We start from the raw sequence: 16,247 nt of genomic DNA, 5'->3' as shown, positions 1-16,247 counted from the left end.
TCGGTCCGACCCTGGTGCGTTCGCTGGGCTTGTTCTACGCGCTCACGTTGGTGGCACTGGCCATCGGCCTGGGCGCGGTCATGCTGTTCCAGCCGGGCGCGGGCATGCATATCAACCCGGCCCACCTCGATACCTCTGTCGCCTCGAAGTACACAAGCCAGCTGCCCAGCAGCAACCCGGCGGACTTCCTGCTGAGCATCATCCCCACCAGCTTCATCGGGGCCTTCGCCGACGGCGAAGTCCTGCCCGTGCTCGTCATCGCGCTGCTCTGCGGCTTCGCCTTCAGCAAGCTCGGCGCACCCGGCCAGCTGGCCCTGAACGTGGTCAACAGCTTCAACAAGCTGCTGTTCGTCGTGTTCGGTTTCCTCATGAAGGTCGCCCCGATCGGGGCGTTCGGCGCCATGGCGTTCACGGTCGGCAAGTACGGAGCCCACTCGATCGGCAACCTCGGGATGCTGATCCTCGCTTTCTACGCCGCGTGCATCGTCTTCGTGGTCCTTGCCCTCGGCATCCTGGCGAAACTGACCGGTTTCAGCCTCTGGCGGATCCTGCGCTACTTCCGCGATGAGTTCCTCATCGTCCTCGCCACGTCCTCAAGCGAACCCGTCCTTCCGCGCCTGCTCTCCAAGCTTGAGCGCCTCGGCTGTGACCGCGGCGTGGTCGGCCTTGTGGTCCCGACCGGCTACTCCTTCAACCTCACCGGCACCGCGGTCTATCTCACGCTCTCGTCGATGTTCATCGCCCAGGCCTGCGACATCCGTCTCGGCTGGGACCAGATCCTCCTCATGCTCGGAATGATGCTCCTGACCTCCAAGGGCGCGGCCGGCGTCACGGGCAGCGGCTTCGTCGCCCTCGTCGCGACCCTGACGATCATGCCCACGCTGCCGGTTGCCGGTGTGGCCCTCATCGTCGGCATCGACCGCTTCATGAGCGAAGCCCGCGCCCTCACCAGCACCGTGGCCAACATCGTCTCGTGCGTCGCCATCGCCAAGTGGCAGCACGCGCTCGACACCGACAAGCTCCAATCCGAACTCAAAGCTGGCTTCGTGCCCGCCGAAGCGGAAAAGCACCAGCTCACGGAACCAGCCCTGGCCCACTGAGAGAGAGCCCATGACGAGCCAGGTGACTGCCCAGGGCTGGAGCCTGACCCGCCCAACAGCTGCCTTCGCGGGCCCCGACAAAACCGCATCGGACACCAGACCCTGCATACTCCATCGCAACAGGTAACCCGAAAGTCGGGCGCAGGAGCCCGGGTCCGCGCAGACGAAGTCTCAATCCGCCGCCGATGGAGCGCTTTCCTCGGGAGGGATCGACTATCCGGGCGCACCTTCACTCCCTGAAGATCCCGGAGACCAGCTTCTGGGAGGCGGTCGTGGTGTCGATGGCAACGCCCTGGCCCGTGAGAACCTTGAGTCCGAGGCCGCGTTCGGTAAGGTCGTGGACGACGTTGACCAGGTGACGCAGGTCCCTTCCTAGCCGGTCGAGTTTCCACAGGACGAGAGTGTCGCCACGGCGCAGGGTTTTGAGGCAGGCAGCCAGTTGGGGCCGGTCATCTTTCTTGACAGCCTGCCCAACCGGGCCCGGAACATCGCGGCCAGACCCAGGATCTCCTGGAGGGGCGGCGGTGGCGCATGTTCCGCGATGGAAACCCACTACCAGGATTCACTCAAAGCCAATGGCTTTGGGAACCGACCACACGGAGGTGCTCAGGCAGGTTGGGCGATGGCCGCGGAGGGATCACCGGACCGCCGTTGGGTGAGTTCTGCGTCGAGCTCGATCCAGGACGGCGGGTTGGCGCCGGGACGGCTCACGGTGATCGCGGCTGCCATGGAGGCGCTGCGGCCTATCCTTTCGAGCACGGACGGGGCGAGGCCTTCGCCGGTGCGGTTCAGGAGCCCATGGATCAGTGCGGACATGTAGGAGTCGCCGGCGCCGATGGTGTCGGCTACCTGTGTTGCCACTGCGGGGATGCTGAGTTGAGTGGCGGCGGTGGACAGCAGGGAACCGCCAGAACCTGTCGTGACGACGGCCAGTCCGGCGCCCAGGGCGAGGATCCGGGCCGCGATGTCCTCCAGCGGTGTTCCGGGGTACAGCCAGAGTGCATCGTCATCGCTGAGTTTGACGACGTCGGTCAACGGCACGAGTTCTTCGAAGATTGTCTTGGCTTCGTGGTGGCTGCCCAGCAGCGCGGGTCTGATGTTGGGGTCATAGGTGACGAGGCACGAGTCATGGCATTGCAGCATCAGGGACCGGACGGCGGCTGCTCCAGGAGCGAGGAATGTTGCGATGGAGCCGGTGTGGAAGACCTTCGGGAGGAAGCTCGGAACGGCCGGGGCCAGGTCCCAGCGGATGTCGAATTCATAGCTGGCGGAGCCGTCGACGGCGAGGGTCGCCGTCGCGGTGGCTGTCCTGTCCAGCGAGGCGGATCCTGGCAGCAACTGCACCCCGGCGCTGCTCAGGTGTTCCCTGATCATCTGGCCGTGCAGGTCCTCGCCGATCGCGGTCAGCAGGCCTGCGCCGACGCCGAGGCGGCCGAGCCCGTAGGCGACATTCGCCGGCGATCCACCTGGATGTTCGACCGTGCCGGTGCCGGACTTGACGACGTCGATGAGGGCCTCGCCGACGACGATGACGTCCAGGACCCGCGAGGGCGCTGGATCCGGTTCAAGGTTGTTCATAATCTTCTTTCTTCACGTGTCCAGGCAGGACGTTTCCGTGCCTGGTTTTGGGCGTGGTTCATGCTTGAGAGCAGCGGGGCAGGCACTGTCCGTGAAGTCCCGACGGAGGGTTGCCGGACAGTGCCTGCCCGGCAACGCGATAAGAATCGGGTTCTTATGCGGTGGCAGCGCCGGTCATGATGGCGACCGCATCGGTCATGTTGTGCGACTCCGGGGTGATGGTGGCTGCGCATTTGCCGAGGCGTTGGATGTGGATCCGGTCTGCGACGTCGAATACGTGCGGCATGTTGTGGCTGATCAGGATGACGGGCAGGCCACGGTCGCGCAGGTCCCTGACGAGTTGCAGCACCTGGTTCGATTCGCGCACACCGAGGGCAGCGGTCGGTTCGTCAAGGACGACGACCTTGGAACCGAAGGCAGCCGCCCGGGCGACGGCGACCGCTTGCCGTTGTCCGCCGGAGAGGTTTTCGACGGCCACCGTTACGTCCTGCAGGGTGGAGATCCCGAGGCGCGTCAGTTCTTCCTTGGCTTTCCTGCGCATGCCTTTGATGTCGAGCATCCGGAACAGGCTCCCCAGAGGGCCGGGGAGGCGTTCTTCGCGGCCGAGGAACAGGTTCGAGGCGACATCGAGCGCCGGTGAGACCGCAAGGTTCTGGTACACGGTTTCAATGCCGTGGGCCCGGGCGTCCTGCGGTCGCTTGAAATGCACCCGCTGTCCTGAAACATAGAGTTCTCCCGTGTCTGGAACTTCCGCTCCCGTGAGGCATTTGATGAGGGTCGACTTCCCGGCGCCGTTGTCGCCGATGATCGCCAGCACTTCCCCCGGGTAAAGGTCCAGGCTGACCCCGTCCAAGCCCACGACCCGGCCGAAGGTCTTGACGAGGTTCCTGGCTTGAAGGATCGGCGTCCTGTTCGGGTCCTGGGGCGGCACTGGAGGGACTGAGGCTTCTGTGACGGTCATGACTTCACCTTTCGGATCCACTGGTCCACGGACACGGCGACGATGACGAGGATGCCCACCGCAAGCGTCTGGTAGAGGACGTCCAGGCCGGCGAGGGACAGGCCATTGCGGAAGACGCCGACGATGAGGGCACCGAGCAGTGATCCCCAGATGGAGCCGCGCCCGCCGAAGAGGCTGGTACCGCCGATGACGACGGCGGTGATGGAGTCGAGGTTCAGGTCCACCCCTGCGTTCGGGCTGGCTGCGTTCGTCCGGCCGATCTGGACCCACGCACCCACCGCCAGCACTGCTCCGGCTGCCAAGTAGACGCTCATCAGCACGCGGCTGACGGGAATGCCGGCCAACCGGGCGGCTTCCTTGTCATCGCCGACGGCGTAGACGTGGCGTCCCCAGGCGGTCTTGCCCAGGATGAAGGCGACGACGCCGTAGAGCAGGAGCATCATCACCACGCCCGTGGAGATGCGGACCCCGCCGATGGGGAAGGTGGTGCCGGTCCAGGTGAGCAGGTCCGGCATTTTTGATCCGCGCACGGTGGCTCCGTTGGAGTAGAGCAGGGTCAGCGCGATGAAGATGTTCAAGGTTCCCAAGGTGACGATGAACGGGGGGAGCTTGAGCCGGGTGACCAGAAGGCCGTTCAGGGCGCCGGCGACCAGGCTCGTGGCGAGTCCTGCGAGGAGGGCCAGAATGGCGGGGAAACCGTTGTTGACGGCGGTCTGTGCAACCACCATGGAGGCCAGGACCATCACGGCGCCCACCGACAGGTCGATGCCTGCGGTCAGGATGATGAGGGTCTGGGCGATCGCCAGGGTGCCGATGACGGCGACCTGCTGGGTGATGAGCGAGAGGTTCTCGGGGCGGAGGAACCGTTCGTTGAGGATCCCGAAAACGATGACCGCCACGAGCAGCACGATGGCCGGGCTCAGGGCCGGGTAGCGGTGGAGAACATTCCGGATCCGGCTCAGCGGGGTGCTCCGGTCAAGGAATTCTTCGGCAAGGTCCGCGTGGGCCGGCGGCGGTCCCGCGGTTTGTTGCTGGGTCACATTAGCTCCTGCATTAAGCATTGAGGGGTGTATCCGGGTCCGGTTCCGGGGCCTATTGGCCCCGGAACCGGCACGGGTCGGCTTACTTGCCCCAGCAGATCTGGGAAGCAGCGGTGGTGTCGATGCTCGTCAGGCCGGAAACTGCCTTGTCGGTGACGAGCGCGGAGCCGGTGTTGAAGAAGTCCAGTCCCGCGGAGACCGTGGGCTTCTTGCCTGACGTGGCCAGGTCCTGGATGGCCTGGACACCGAGCTGGGCCATCTTCACCGGGTACTGCTGGGCGGTGGCACCGATGATGCCGGACTTGACGTTGTTCACGCCGGTGCAGCCGCCGTCGATGGAGACCACCAGCACGCCCTTTTCCTTGCCCGCGGCCTTCAGCGCCTCATAGGCGCCTGCTGCGGCCGGTTCATTGATCGTGTAGACGACGTTGACGTTCGGGTTCTTGGACAGCAGGGTTTCCATCGCCGTGCGGCCGCCGTCTTCGGCGCCCTGGGAGGCCTGGTTGCCGACGATCTCGTAGTCGCCGCCCTTGCCGCCGGTGTACTTGCCGGTCTTGGCCTCGTCGCCGTTCTTCGTCTTGTCCGCGGTGTCGATTCCCAGGCCGGTCAGGAACCCCTGGTCGCGGTTGTAGTCAACGGACACGACCTTGTCGCTGAACAGGTCGATCAAGGCGATGGTGGCCTTCTTGCCGTCCAGCTGCGCCGCGGTCCACTGGCCGATCTGTTTGCCCGCGGCGAAGTTGTCGGTCGCGAAAGTAATGTCCACGGCACTGGCCGGGTCCGGCGGGGTGTCAAGGGCGATCACGAACAGCCCGGCATCACGGGCCTTCTTGATCGCGTCGACGACTGCCGGCCCGTTCGGAGTGATCAGGATGCCCTTGTCGCCCTTGGAGATGGCGTTCTCGATGGCCTGGATCTGGGTGTCCTCGTCGCCGTCGGACTTGCCCGCGGCAAGCTTCAGGTCGATGTTTCCGCCCTCGGCCGCCTTCTTTGCGCCGTCCTCCATGGCCACGAAGTACGGGTTGGTGGTCGTCTTCACGATCAACGAAACACCGATCTTGGCGCCTGCGGAACCGCCGCTGGCGGCAGGAGCGGAAGAACCGCCACAGGCCGTCAGGCTGATGGCGCCCAGCGTCAGCACAGCACCGACGGCGAGGAAGCGGTTGACGGCCGGCCCGAAGGCTTTGGAACTCAACATTGAATCTCCTGTTTTGTATTCGGCACTTGCCGTGCCTGACAACGATGTCATGTAAGGTGTAACCCGGATCACAAAGGGGAGTCAATAGTTCTCCGAATAAGAAGGAGCAGGTCGTTGACAACGTTGTCTAACCGTTACCAAGCCGAAGCCTCGAAACAGCGCCCGACGATGCGCGATGTCGCGGCATTGGCCGGCGTCGGAATCAAGACAGTCTCCCGGGTCGTCAACGACGAACCTGGGGTTTCAGAGGCCAAAAGGGTGCGGGTGCTCCGGGCCGTGGAACAGCTGAACTACCAAGTGGACATGGCTGCGGGCAGTCTTCGCCGCACCGGCCGCCGGACCCTTTCCATCGGATTGCTTCTTCCGAGCGTGGCCAACCCGTTCAGCGGGGAAATCCACCGCGCCATTGAAGACGCCCTGGCGGCGCGTGGCATTGCCGTGTTTGCCGCAAGCCTGGACGATGATCCCGAGCGGGAGAAAGCCCTCGTCGCCGCGTTTCTCCGCCGTCGCGTCGACGGGCTCATCCTCACCCCGATTGCCAAGAGCCAGGCCCACGTCATCCCGGAACATTCCCGGGACCTGCCGATCGTTTTCATTGACCGGGAACCAAATGGGCTCGACGCGGACGCCGTCGTGAGCGACAACGCCACCGGCGGAGCGCGGGCGGCCGCCCACCTGCTCAGCCACGGCCATACGAGGCTGGCATACCTGGGAGACCGGACCGACATCCAGACCGCGCGGGAGCGACGCAGGGGGTTCCTGGAGGAACTCGGCCGCTCCGGGATCCCTGTGTCCGCGGTCCCTGCCATCGAGGGCCTTCACGATGAGGAGGCGGCCCGCCTGGCAACACACGAACTGCTCGCCTCCCGGAATCCGCCCACCGCCATCTTTTCCAGCCAGAACCTGGTCACCTTCGGCGCCATGCGGGCACTGAAGGAAGCGGGCGCGAGCAACAAGGTGGCTCTGGTCGGTTTCGACGACTTCGCCCTTGCGGACATGATGGAACCGGGCATCACTCTCATCGCTCAACACCCCGAACGCATCGGAAAACTCGCCGCCGAACGGATCCTGGCCAGGATCGACGGTGACCAAAGTCTGCCCGGTACCTGGGTTGTCCCCTCGGAGCTGATAGTGCGCGGCTCGGGCGAACTCCCACCATTTGACTGACGCAACTGACCACTCAAACAATTTCGTCTGAAAGAAGGAACCCACCATGACTAAAACGTTGTATGCAGAATTCACGGTCAAGCCCGGATGCGAAGCCAGGGTCGCGGAAATGATGCGCGAGCTCACCGAACACGTCCGTGCCGAGCCGGGAAACGTGGTCTTCTGGCCCTACACCAGGGAATCCCGGCCCAACGAGTACTTCGTCTTCGAGGTCTACCGCGACCAGGCCGCCTTCGAGGCGCACATCGGCGCCGACTACGGACGGAAGTTCAACGAAGAACTCGCGGGCCTCATCGAGGGCGACGGCTCGGAACTGACCTGGCTCCAAGCGATTCAATAGCCGCCGGCACGGTCCCTGAGCCTGCGTCCACGCACATTCGCCGCTCCCGCGCGGACGCGCAAACTTTGCCGGAGAAAGGACCGGCGGATAGATGAAAAGAAACCTATCCCTGAGGGAAATCAAGCTTCCCAGGATGACTGTGAACGCGCTGCTGAGGTCAGGCGTGCAGACGGTGGGCCAGTTGATCGCCCTCTCAGCCAAGAACCTGAGGGAAGACGTCGCCGGCATCGGAGCCGGAAGCATCCTGGCCATCGAAGACGCACTGGCCAACGAAGGCCTGCGCCTCGCTCCCGACAATGGAAGCTACCGGTATGTGCGTCCCTCAGACCGTCACGTCCGCAACCACAACGCCTGGCTGCAACCCGTCGTCGAGCTGCCAGTGCCCGCCGGGAATGAATAGGCAGCCGGGCCACAAAACTACGGGCCCAGTTCGCGTGAACTGGGCCCGTAGTACGCATGGAGCCAGCGAAATCTACGCCGTAACACCACTTGGGTGCCGTGTCGAAGTGAGGTCCTCGACGGCTTTCTGCATGTGCCGCTTTATGGCTTGTTGAAGTCCGCTCTGGTCGCGCGCCTCAAGAAGGTCCAGGATGTTTTGGTGTTCCTGTACCAGCACATCAATGCGGGGATACGCGACTTCCAGGCTGAGGATGCACATGCGGGATTCCGCTGCGAGTGTCTCGTAAATCCGGATCAGTCGCGTGTTCCCCGTGCCTGAAACGAAAGCGGTGTGGAATTGCATGTCGAGCCTGGCGATCGCCTGCCAGTCCGACGCCGCAACCTGCTTCGCCATGCTCTTGATGATGCCCTTGAGCTCTCGGCAGGTGTCCGTGATCTGGTCGGGACCAGAGTCGAGGAGGGTGTTGGCGGCGGCCAGTTCCACTGCCTCGCGTACGGCGTAGATCTCTTTGATGTCTCCGGTTGAAAGCTCCAGCACGAAAACGCCGCGATTACGCTTGCTCACCAGGATGGGCGTCGGCCCCCGCGAGCACCGCCCGCGCATGGTCAATTCCCATTGGGGCGACGTTGTTGAGGATAACTCCTTCGGTACTCATGAGTTCATGGACCTCTGCGAAATGCTCGGCGCGGACGCTTACGTCAACGGCAATGTGGGTTCCGGCACAGTCCAGGAGATGAGCGAGTGGATCGAATACCTCACCCGCGCCGATGACTCACCCATGGCCGCCCTCCGACGGCAGAACGGCCAGGACGAGCCCTGGAAGGTCCCTTTCTTCGGCATCGGCAACGAGCCCTGGGGGTGTGGTGGCCACTTCCGCGCGGAGGCGTATGCAGATGTGGCCCGGCAGTACAGCACGTTCGTCCGTTCCCACAATGGAAACGAGGTGTACCGGATCGCAGCCGGTGCCAACGCCGATGACGTGGCCTGGACCAAGGCCCTGATGGAGGCGCTGCATGACAAGGGCGGTGTGGACCGCAAGGCGTTCCCATACCAAGGGATTTCCCTGCACTACTACACAATGTCCGGCCACTGGGACGCGAAGGGCTCTGCCACCGAATTCAGCGAGGAAGAGTACTGGAAGACCGTCAAGGCAGCCCAGCAGATCGAGACCCTGCTGAGTGCCCACTCCACCATGATGGACGTCTACGACCCGCACAAAGCAGTGGGTCTGGTCCTGGATGAGTGGGGTACGTGGTGGGACGTGGAGCCCGGCACCAACCCCGGCTTCCTGTATCAGCAGAACACCATGCGGGACGCCCTGGTGGCGGCCATCCACTTTGACTCCTTCCACCGCCACGCGGACCGCCTGGTCATGGCCAACATCGCCCAAACCGTCAACGTCGTTCAGGCCATGCTGCTCACCGACCCGGAGAGCGGCGCCTTGGTCAAGACCCCCACCTTCCACGTCTTCGCCATGAACGCCGGTCACCAGGACGCCGCGGTGCTGCACACGCACGTGGACTCCGGCGCCCCGCATGAGCTGGATGGTGCCCAGTTCCCGACATTTACTGCGTCTGCCAGCACCAAGGACGGCCAGGTGCTCATCTCAGTGGCCAATCTTGGGCTGGAGGATGAGAGCGAGGTGGTCTTGGATCTGCGCGGCGGCCGGCTGGAGCAGGTGGAGGCCCTGGTGCTCGGTGGTGACAGCGTCGCAGCGTTCAACGCGCCGGCGCACCCCTACGCCGTCGCACCCCGTCCGCTGGCCGTGAAGGAACGCGACGGCCAGTTGGTACTTCGCCTGCCTGCCCACTCCTTCGCGACCGTTCGCGGCGCACTGGCCGGTCAGATGCCCGAGACTGTTGCTACCGCTGCAGTGACCATCGCTCCCGCCACGGGCAGCAAGCCCTGCCTCAACTGCTGACCGGGGCATGTCCAGCTAGACACTCATGTTTTCAGGCCACGATGGAGCTTCGATAGTGTTGCTTGGCTTCTTTCGGCCCGCCGGATCACTGTAGACGTAGGAACCCGGGCGATTGGCGGCACGACCGTCGTCTTGGCAGTTGCACGTGGCGTCGATTTGTAGCCGGACCGTGACGGATTCGGAAGCTTCGAAGTTGACGACTATCGGATCGCTGCCAGCACCTGAGATACGAAGTACGTTTTCCTGTGGCTGGGAATCATTCATTTTGGTTTCTTTCTTTTGGGGGCAGTCTGACTGGGGGTGGGCGCTGACCAGGCCGGACCGTGCGTGCGGTCCGGCCTGGTCAGCCGATCGGAGAACTCACACCGTCAGCCGAGCTCCGGGGCATTAGTCCGGTCTTCGGGGAATCATCGCAGTGAAGGTCTGGCCGCATTTTCGAATGCCAGATCCTCCAGGAATGGCATTCCATCCAGGTCGATCAGCGGGTTGTTGTCCTGGGTAGCCACCAGCTCACGGGCCTCGTCCTCAGTATCAACGCTCGGCATGGAGCCGGGCAGCGGCCGCCGGGCGGATTCTCGTAGGAAAGAGATGCCGATTGCACCGACGATGGAAGTGCCCATGAGGTAGTAGGCCGGGGCCATGTCATTGTGCGTAGCCTCGATCAGGCCTTGGACGATGAATGGCGTTGTGCCGCCGAAGAGCGCCATGGAGAAGTTGTAGGCAATGCCCATGCTGGTATAGCGGCCCGACGTCGGGAACTGCGCGGGGAGCGCCGATGCGAGGTTGGCGACATAGAACGTCACAGGGAAGGCGACAAGGGCAAGGCCAGCCAGCGTGGACCAGACGTTGCCGACGCCGATCAGCAGGAATGCCGGGACAGCGAACACGATGGTGCTTCCGGCACCGATCCAGAGGACGGGGCGGCGGCCGATGCGGTCGGATAGTTTCCCGGTCAGCGGGATGCAGCCTGCCATGATCACCATCACGGGGATGGTTAGCAACGTGCCGTGGATGGGGTCGTAGCCTTTGGATTCGGTCAGGTACGTCGGCATGTAGGACGTCAAGACATAACCTACTGTGTTGGCAGCAGCGGCGAGGATCATGGCAAGGATAATTTGACGCCAGTAAGCCTTGATGATGGGCAGGGGTCCGTTGGCCACGGTTTTGTCGGCTGCGGCAGCATCTGCAGAATGTGCTTGCTGGGCGTCGAGGGTTGCCTGGAACTGGGGGGATTCCTCGATCTTGTTCCGGAAGTAGACGGCGATCGCACCGAGCGGCCCGGCGATCAGGAAGGGCAGCCTCCAGCCCCATTCCTCCATGGCCGCTTGGCCCAGAGACAGTTGCAGCACGGACACGATTGCAGCTCCCAACGCGAAGCCGAGATACGAGCCCATGTCCAGGAAGCTAGCGAAGAAGCCGCGCCGCTTGTCGGGGGCATATTCGCAGACGAAGGTAGTGGCGCCTGCGTACTCGCCGCCGGTGGAAAAGCCTTGGACGAGTTTCAGGATCACCAACAGGGCGGCGGCCCATACGCCGATCTGGGCGTATCCGGGAAGGAGCCCGACGGCGAAGGTGCTTGCCGCCATCAGCAGGAGCGTCGCTGCCAGCACCTTCTGGCGGCCTATCTTGTCGCCGAGCCAACCGAAGATGACACCGCCCAGCGGGCGGGCGATGAATGTTGCGGCGAAGGTGCCGAGCAGGAACAGGGTTTGGACGGACCTGTCAGCTTCCGGGAGGAAGACGGGGCCCATGGTGGTTATCAGGTAGCCGAACACGCCGACGTCGTACCATTCCATGGTGTTGCCGACAATCGTGCCGCCGAGTGCCTTCTTGAGCATCGGCTGGTTGACGACGTTGACGTCTGACACCTCTAGCCGCCTGTGTCTGAGGAGCTTCGGTTGCTGGGTCATAGTTGTTCCTTTTGCTCAATGTTGCAATTGGCTCATATGTGGCCCTTAGGAAGGGATTCGCAAATACCTGTAGGGCGCCAATTCTTGATCGTTCCGCATGAAACAACAGAATTCGCCATAAGCAACAGAGTGCGTCAGATCACAGTGATTGTCAAGGACTTTTCGCGGCCCGGCCAACGCATGACGGTATACACACCGCGCCCCAAGCTGGTGCTTATCGTGCTTTTTGTTGCGCAAAGAAGAAATATCGGGGTGTTCTTCAACCACTGCCGACCCGACGGCAACAACGATGACTACGGGTCTACTTGAGCCAGACGGCAACCTTGTCTGAGTTCGCGTCGATCCACTTCTGGGCGGCGGTATCCGGGCTCATGTTGTCCTTGGCGATGTACTCGGCAACTGTGTTCTGGTCCTGATTCGTCCACGTGAATTCTTTGACGAGGGAATACGCGGGGCTGCCGGAGGTGGCGAACTTGGTGGAGACGACCTTGTTGAGGTCGTACTTCGGGTAGTCGCAAGCGACCTTGGCCGCATCGGCGTCGCAGCCAGGCGTGTAGGCCGGGAGGTTGACTTTGACGAGCGGGACCTCTGCCATGAACCATTGAGGCTCGTAGAAGTAGCCGATCAGCGGGGTCTTGCTCTGCTCGGCTTGCCGGAAGGCCTGGATGAGCGCCGGTTCGCTGCCTGCGTACACAACCTTGAAGTTGAGGCCAAGGTTCTTCACGAGGGCTGCGTCGTTGGTGACAAAGGAGGGGTCGCCGTCGAGGAGTTGGCCCTGTCCTCCGGACTCGGAGGTCTTGAACAAGTCAGCGTACTTGTTGAGGTTCTTGGAGTCCGTGATGTCCGGGTACTGCTTGGCCATCCACGGCGGCACGTACCAGCCGATCACGCCGGTATTACCGGTCGGCCCGGCGTCGACCGCAGTCTTTTGCTGCTTGATGTACTTGTCCGCGAGCTCGGGGTGGCCCCAGTTCTCAAGGACGGTGTCCACCTCGCCGCTGCCGAAGCCCTGCCAGGACACCTCTTCCTTGAGGGTCTTGTAGTTTACGGTGCAGCCGAGCTTTTCCTTGGCAACGGTGCCTACGACGTAGGCGTCCGCCTCGTAGCCGACCCAAGGGTTTACGGCGACGTTGAATGCGCCGCATGCACTCTTTCCGCTTGGCTGGGTTGCGCTAGGAATATCCCCGGCGCAGGCCGTGAGCGCGAGGACCGCAGTGAGGACAATTGCGGCAGACGCTCTCTTCCTCGTCTTTGGAGCAAGGCCCCTCAGTGATTTCTTCACGGTTTTTCCTCTATCGGGTGCTGCCGAAGCGCGCAGCGGCGTGTTGGGTGATGCGGTCGAGCATGACTCCGAGTGCGGTGATGGCGATGCCGGCGGCAAGACCCTTTCCGAAGAGCTGGCTTTGGGAGAATCCGGCGACCACGAGATAGCCGAGTCCTCCGCCGCCGACGAGTCCGCCGACGACGACCATGGACAGGACGTAGAGCAGGCCCTGGTTGGCGGCGAGGACTACTGCCGCGCGGGCCATGGGGAGCTGGACCTTCGCGACCATCTGCCACGACGTTGTCCCGAGCGATTCCGCCGCCTCGACGGCAACCGGGGAGACACCTCGGATCCCGTCGGCGACTAGCTTCGTGGCGATGGGCACACCGTACGCGAATGCGGCGACGATCGCCGTGAATCGTGTGGGACCGAAGAGAGCGAGGGCAGGTACGAGGTACACGAAGGACGGGATGGTCTGGAAGGCGTCGAGCACGGGTCGGATGACTGAGTCGGCGGGCTTGCTCCGCCCCATCCAGACGCCCAGGCAGACGGCGACGAAGACCACGACGAACGCGGCTACGAGCGTGGTGGCGAGCGTCTTCATGCTCTCGTTCCAAAGCCCGGTTCCGAGGATTACGGCCTCGCACACGATCGTGACTATAACGGCCCGACGGCCGGCGAGCACGAACGCGATTCCGAGCAGCACGAGCGCCATGGCCCACCACGGCGGCTGTGCCAGCACCGACTGGAGTGGGTCGACGAGAAGCGCCGTGACGGTGTTCTTAAGCCATTCCGTGAAGCCCGAGAACGTGCCGACGGTCCAGTCGGCGGCGGCAGAAACGGCCTTTGCCAGTGGGGTGCCGAGGTCGGGCGAAGCCGGGAACTTCGCGAGTGCAAGATAGTTGTGCGAGAGGTAGATGGCCACGGCGGCCACGACAGCGCCTGCGACGACGCTGGTTCGGCGCAGCCGCGGGCCCCTGAGGGCGCCGGCCCGGCCGGCTCCGGACCCGCGCTGTATGCGGGCTTCGATGCCTGAGCGTTCGGAGGCTCTCGTCGTCGTGCGGTCGAGCATGATCGCCATGAGCACGATGGCAAGGCCGGAGACAAACGCCGAGCCGACGTCGAGCGACTGGAGCGCCTGGAGCACCGGGGTGCCCAGGCCCGGGCCGTTGATGAGCGCGGCTATGGTGGCCATCGAGAGCGCTGCCATCGTGCACTGGTTGATGCCGACCACGATCGTGCGCCGGGCCATGGGAAGTTGCACCTTTACGAGGGCCTGCCAGGGCGTGCTGCCCATGGACGTGACGGCCTCGAGAGTAGCCGGTGAGACCCCCCGGATGCCGTGCTCCGTGATGCGCACGAGCGGCGGGAGCGAGTAGATGATCGTCGTGACAATCGCGGCGGCCGGGCCGATGCCGAAGATCAGTGCGAGCGGAGCAAGGTAGGCGAACGACGGCAGGGTCTGCATGAGGTCAAGCACGGGTGAGACCGCGGCGGAGACTCGGCGGCTTCGGGCCATGACAATGCCTAGCGGGAGTCCCACGACGGTACAGATGCCGACTGCAAAGAACGTCACGATGAGCGTGTCGATGCTCTGTGCCCAGTAACCGAAGAACCCGAAGAGCAACACGCACGCGCCGACGAGGAGCATCGAGCGCACGCCGGCGAACGCCAGGGCAAGCCAGGCGAGCAGCGCGACGACGCCGAGCCAGCCGATCTCCGGCACCGGACGTCCAGCCGAGGCCTGGCTGAAGATGCCTTGGAGAGAGGTAACGAGCCCGTTGACTCCGTCCGTGATCGGCTGGACGATGTGCTGGAACACGAAGGAGTTGGTGCGGGCGGTGTCAAACGTGTCCCGGACGCTGTTCAGCCAGAGTTGGAAGTCCGTCTTATCTGCCCCGCCAAGCTCGAGGGTGTCCAGACCCTTGAGCGTGGCCCAGAGTACGAGCCAGGCGACGACGATGCCCACAAGCGAGACTGGGCGCCAATGACGTCGGCAGAATCCAAGGACAGGAGGCCCACCAGGGCCTGCGGACGGGGTGGCGGGGGTTCGTCCTCCAGGTGAGTCGGGACGCTCGCCTCCAGCCCGCCGTCGACGGTCGGCCCGCTCTGTGGCGATGCTCACGAGGCGCCGCCTTGGTGGGAAGTTGAGGATGGCTCTTCGGCGACGACGACCCGGAGGATATCCTCATCGTCGACGATGCCGAGGAACTTCTCGCCGTCGTAAACCCTCACTGGGAGCTCCGAGTGGAGGACCTGCCGGGCGGCTTCACGCACGATGCGGTCGGCCTGCATCACCGGCCCGTCGAGGGCCTCGCCATCGCGCGGGGGTCGCACCACATAGCGCAGCGTGAGCACGTGCGAGCGAGGGACATCCGAGACGAAGTCGCGCACGTAGTCGTCAGCGGGGTTGGCTACGATGTCGGCGGGGGTGCCGATCTGGACGACTTCGCCATCGCGCATGATAAGGATTCGGTCACCGAGTTTGAGGGCCTCCTGGAGGTCGTGGGTGATGAAGACCATCGTCTTCCCCACCTCCTCGTGCAGACGGCAGACCTCGTTCTGCATGTCGCGGCGGATCAGCGGGTCAAGGGCGGAAAACGGTTCGTCGAAGAGCAGGACCTGCGGGTCAACGGCGAGTGCCCGGGCAAGGCCGACGCGCTGCTGCATGCCGCCCGAGAGCTGGTCGGGGAACGAATTCTCGTACCCGGTCAGGCCGACGAGGTCGACCATGTCCTGGGCTCGGGCGCGGCGCTGGGACTTGCCCTCGCCACGGACTTCGAGGCCGTAGGCGACGTTGTCGATCACCTTGCGGTGCGGGAGAAGGCCGAACTGCTGGAACACCATCGCCATGTGGTTCCGGCGCATCGCCCGGAGGCGGGCCTTGCTCGCGCGGATGACGTCCTCCCCGCCGATCGTGACGCTTCCCGCCGTCGGCTCGATCAGCCGGGTGAGCAGGCGTACGAGCGTCGATTTACCGGATCCGGAGAGGCCCATCACCACGAAGACCTCCCCCGGGGCCACCTCAAACGAGACGTTTTTGACGGCTGCGACGCAGCCGGTCTTGCTTTGGAGCTCCTTGCGCGAGAGGTGCTCGTCCGGGGTGCCGATGATCTCGTCAGACTTCTGGCCGAAGATCTTCCACAGTCCATCGATCTTGAGCGCGGCCTCCGTCACGTCGGAACCGAGGGTCTTTTCTGTCGCGGTGTGCGTACTCATGATGCTCTGCTCTTTCCGCTGTCGCTGCCCCCTCTATTGATGATGCATCTGCAGTGCTTGGCTGTCACGTGTGGCTCCTAGGCATGGTTACCAAGCGGGCAGGCCGCGTTCCGCCACAATCAACAGTGTTCGTAATAAGCAACAGCGTG

Annotated in this window: 16 protein-coding genes; 5 read left to right on the top strand and 11 right to left on the bottom strand. The window is 63.8% G+C overall.

The features are described 5' to 3' along the window. Nucleotides 1-1,100: cation:dicarboxylate symporter family transporter (locus QRN59_RS08890; protein ID WP_284982158.1), on the top strand; the 1,100-nt coding region annotated here is incomplete at its 5' end. Between the two features lie 229 nt (nucleotides 1,101-1,329). Here the strand turns inward: QRN59_RS08890 and QRN59_RS08885 are convergent. From QRN59_RS08885 to QRN59_RS08865, 5 genes are all read right to left on the bottom strand, one after another. Continuing rightward, on the bottom strand, nucleotides 1,330-1,653 hold the full coding sequence (locus QRN59_RS08885; RefSeq protein WP_502871039.1) for a recombinase family protein: 324 nt from the start codon (nucleotides 1,651-1,653) through the stop codon (nucleotides 1,330-1,332). 53 nt (nucleotides 1,654-1,706) lie between these two features. Beyond that, on the bottom strand, nucleotides 1,707-2,678 hold the full coding sequence (locus QRN59_RS08880) for a carbohydrate kinase family protein (protein ID WP_284982157.1): 972 nt from the start codon (nucleotides 2,676-2,678) through the stop codon (nucleotides 1,707-1,709). A gap of 154 nt (nucleotides 2,679-2,832) precedes the next feature. After that, on the bottom strand, nucleotides 2,833-3,639 hold the full coding sequence (locus QRN59_RS08875) for an ATP-binding cassette domain-containing protein (RefSeq protein ID WP_284982156.1): 807 nt from the start codon (nucleotides 3,637-3,639) through the stop codon (nucleotides 2,833-2,835). After that, on the bottom strand, nucleotides 3,636-4,679 hold the full coding sequence (locus tag QRN59_RS08870) for an ABC transporter permease (RefSeq protein ID WP_284982155.1): 1,044 nt from the start codon (nucleotides 4,677-4,679) through the stop codon (nucleotides 3,636-3,638). The genes QRN59_RS08875 and QRN59_RS08870 overlap by 4 nt, the downstream gene beginning before the upstream one ends. A gap of 82 nt (nucleotides 4,680-4,761) precedes the next feature. After that, nucleotides 4,762-5,877: a substrate-binding domain-containing protein gene (locus QRN59_RS08865; protein WP_284982154.1), complete on the bottom strand. Its 1,116-nt coding sequence runs from the start codon at nucleotides 5,875-5,877 to the stop codon at nucleotides 4,762-4,764. A gap of 168 nt (nucleotides 5,878-6,045) precedes the next feature. Here QRN59_RS08865 and QRN59_RS08860 point away from each other — a divergent pair, with 168 nt between their 5' ends. From QRN59_RS08860 to QRN59_RS08850, 3 genes are all read left to right on the top strand, one after another. Next, entirely contained in the window at nucleotides 6,046-7,044 is a 999-nt protein-coding gene (locus QRN59_RS08860) for a LacI family DNA-binding transcriptional regulator (protein WP_284982162.1), read from the top strand. 46 nt (nucleotides 7,045-7,090) lie between these two features. Next, the gene (locus tag QRN59_RS08855; protein ID WP_284982153.1) at nucleotides 7,091-7,384 is read left to right on the top strand and encodes a putative quinol monooxygenase; all 294 of its coding nucleotides are present in this window, start codon (nucleotides 7,091-7,093) and stop codon (nucleotides 7,382-7,384) included. A 91-nt stretch (nucleotides 7,385-7,475) separates the two neighbouring features. Then, nucleotides 7,476-7,784, top strand: a complete 309-nt coding sequence (locus tag QRN59_RS08850; RefSeq protein WP_284982152.1) for a hypothetical protein — start codon at nucleotides 7,476-7,478, stop codon at nucleotides 7,782-7,784. 72 nt (nucleotides 7,785-7,856) lie between these two features. Here the strand turns inward: QRN59_RS08850 and QRN59_RS08845 are convergent, their stop codons facing one another. Then, nucleotides 7,857-8,348, bottom strand: a complete 492-nt coding sequence (locus tag QRN59_RS08845; protein ID WP_284982151.1) for a GntR family transcriptional regulator — start codon at nucleotides 8,346-8,348, stop codon at nucleotides 7,857-7,859. A 37-nt stretch (nucleotides 8,349-8,385) separates the two neighbouring features. On the opposite strand from QRN59_RS08845, the gene QRN59_RS08840 reads away from it, so the two are divergent. After that, nucleotides 8,386-9,705 (top strand): alpha-N-arabinofuranosidase, encoded by a 1,320-nt coding sequence (locus QRN59_RS08840; protein WP_350225225.1) that lies wholly within the window; start codon nucleotides 8,386-8,388, stop codon nucleotides 9,703-9,705. 15 nt (nucleotides 9,706-9,720) lie between these two features. Here the strand turns inward: QRN59_RS08840 and QRN59_RS08835 are convergent, their stop codons facing one another. The 5 genes from QRN59_RS08835 to QRN59_RS08815 all read right to left on the bottom strand — a co-directional run bounded on the left by QRN59_RS08835 (nucleotide 9,721) and on the right by QRN59_RS08815 (nucleotide 16,098). Further along, nucleotides 9,721-9,969, bottom strand: coding sequence for a hypothetical protein (locus QRN59_RS08835; protein WP_284982150.1), 249 nt, complete (start codon nucleotides 9,967-9,969; stop codon nucleotides 9,721-9,723). A 143-nt stretch (nucleotides 9,970-10,112) separates the two neighbouring features. Next, nucleotides 10,113-11,615 (bottom strand): MFS transporter, encoded by a 1,503-nt coding sequence (locus QRN59_RS08830; protein WP_284982149.1) that lies wholly within the window; start codon nucleotides 11,613-11,615, stop codon nucleotides 10,113-10,115. 301 nt (nucleotides 11,616-11,916) lie between these two features. Further along, the gene (locus QRN59_RS08825; RefSeq protein WP_284982148.1) at nucleotides 11,917-12,897 is read right to left on the bottom strand and encodes an ABC transporter substrate-binding protein; all 981 of its coding nucleotides are present in this window, start codon (nucleotides 12,895-12,897) and stop codon (nucleotides 11,917-11,919) included. Between the two features lie 10 nt (nucleotides 12,898-12,907). After that, the gene (locus tag QRN59_RS08820; RefSeq protein WP_284982147.1) at nucleotides 12,908-15,004 is read right to left on the bottom strand and encodes an ABC transporter permease; all 2,097 of its coding nucleotides are present in this window, start codon (nucleotides 15,002-15,004) and stop codon (nucleotides 12,908-12,910) included. After that, on the bottom strand, nucleotides 15,001-16,098 hold the full coding sequence (locus tag QRN59_RS08815) for a quaternary amine ABC transporter ATP-binding protein (RefSeq protein ID WP_284982146.1): 1,098 nt from the start codon (nucleotides 16,096-16,098) through the stop codon (nucleotides 15,001-15,003). The genes QRN59_RS08820 and QRN59_RS08815 overlap by 4 nt, the downstream gene beginning before the upstream one ends. Nucleotides 16,099-16,247: the final 149 nt, after the last annotated feature.

The organism is Arthrobacter sp. efr-133-TYG-118, from assembly GCF_030209755.1.
GTDB lineage: Bacteria > Actinomycetota > Actinomycetes > Actinomycetales > Micrococcaceae > Arthrobacter.
The sequence above is the reverse complement of the archived record's forward strand: the minus strand, read 5'-3'. Positions and strand labels throughout refer to the sequence as shown.

Bases quoted from the DNA above. Each gene is read 5' to 3' on its own strand.
- QRN59_RS08835 (WP_284982150.1), bottom strand. From the start codon at position 9,969: ATGAATGATTCCCAGCCACAGGAAAACGTACTTCGTATCTCAGGTGCT.
- QRN59_RS08850 (WP_284982152.1), top strand. From the start codon at position 7,476: ATGAAAAGAAACCTATCCCTGAGGGAAATCAAGCTTCCCAGGATGACT.
- QRN59_RS08840 (WP_350225225.1), top strand. From the start codon at position 8,386: ATGGTCAATTCCCATTGGGGCGACGTTGTTGAGGATAACTCCTTCGGT.
- QRN59_RS08830 (WP_284982149.1), bottom strand. From the start codon at position 11,615: ATGACCCAGCAACCGAAGCTCCTCAGACACAGGCGGCTAGAGGTGTCA.
- QRN59_RS08860 (WP_284982162.1), top strand. From the start codon at position 6,046: ATGCGCGATGTCGCGGCATTGGCCGGCGTCGGAATCAAGACAGTCTCC.
- QRN59_RS08875 (WP_284982156.1), bottom strand. From the start codon at position 3,639: ATGACCGTCACAGAAGCCTCAGTCCCTCCAGTGCCGCCCCAGGACCCG.
- QRN59_RS08865 (WP_284982154.1), bottom strand. From the start codon at position 5,877: ATGTTGAGTTCCAAAGCCTTCGGGCCGGCCGTCAACCGCTTCCTCGCC.
- QRN59_RS08855 (WP_284982153.1), top strand. From the start codon at position 7,091: ATGACTAAAACGTTGTATGCAGAATTCACGGTCAAGCCCGGATGCGAA.
- QRN59_RS08880 (WP_284982157.1), bottom strand. From the start codon at position 2,678: ATGAACAACCTTGAACCGGATCCAGCGCCCTCGCGGGTCCTGGACGTC.
- QRN59_RS08815 (WP_284982146.1), bottom strand. From the start codon at position 16,098: ATGAGTACGCACACCGCGACAGAAAAGACCCTCGGTTCCGACGTGACG.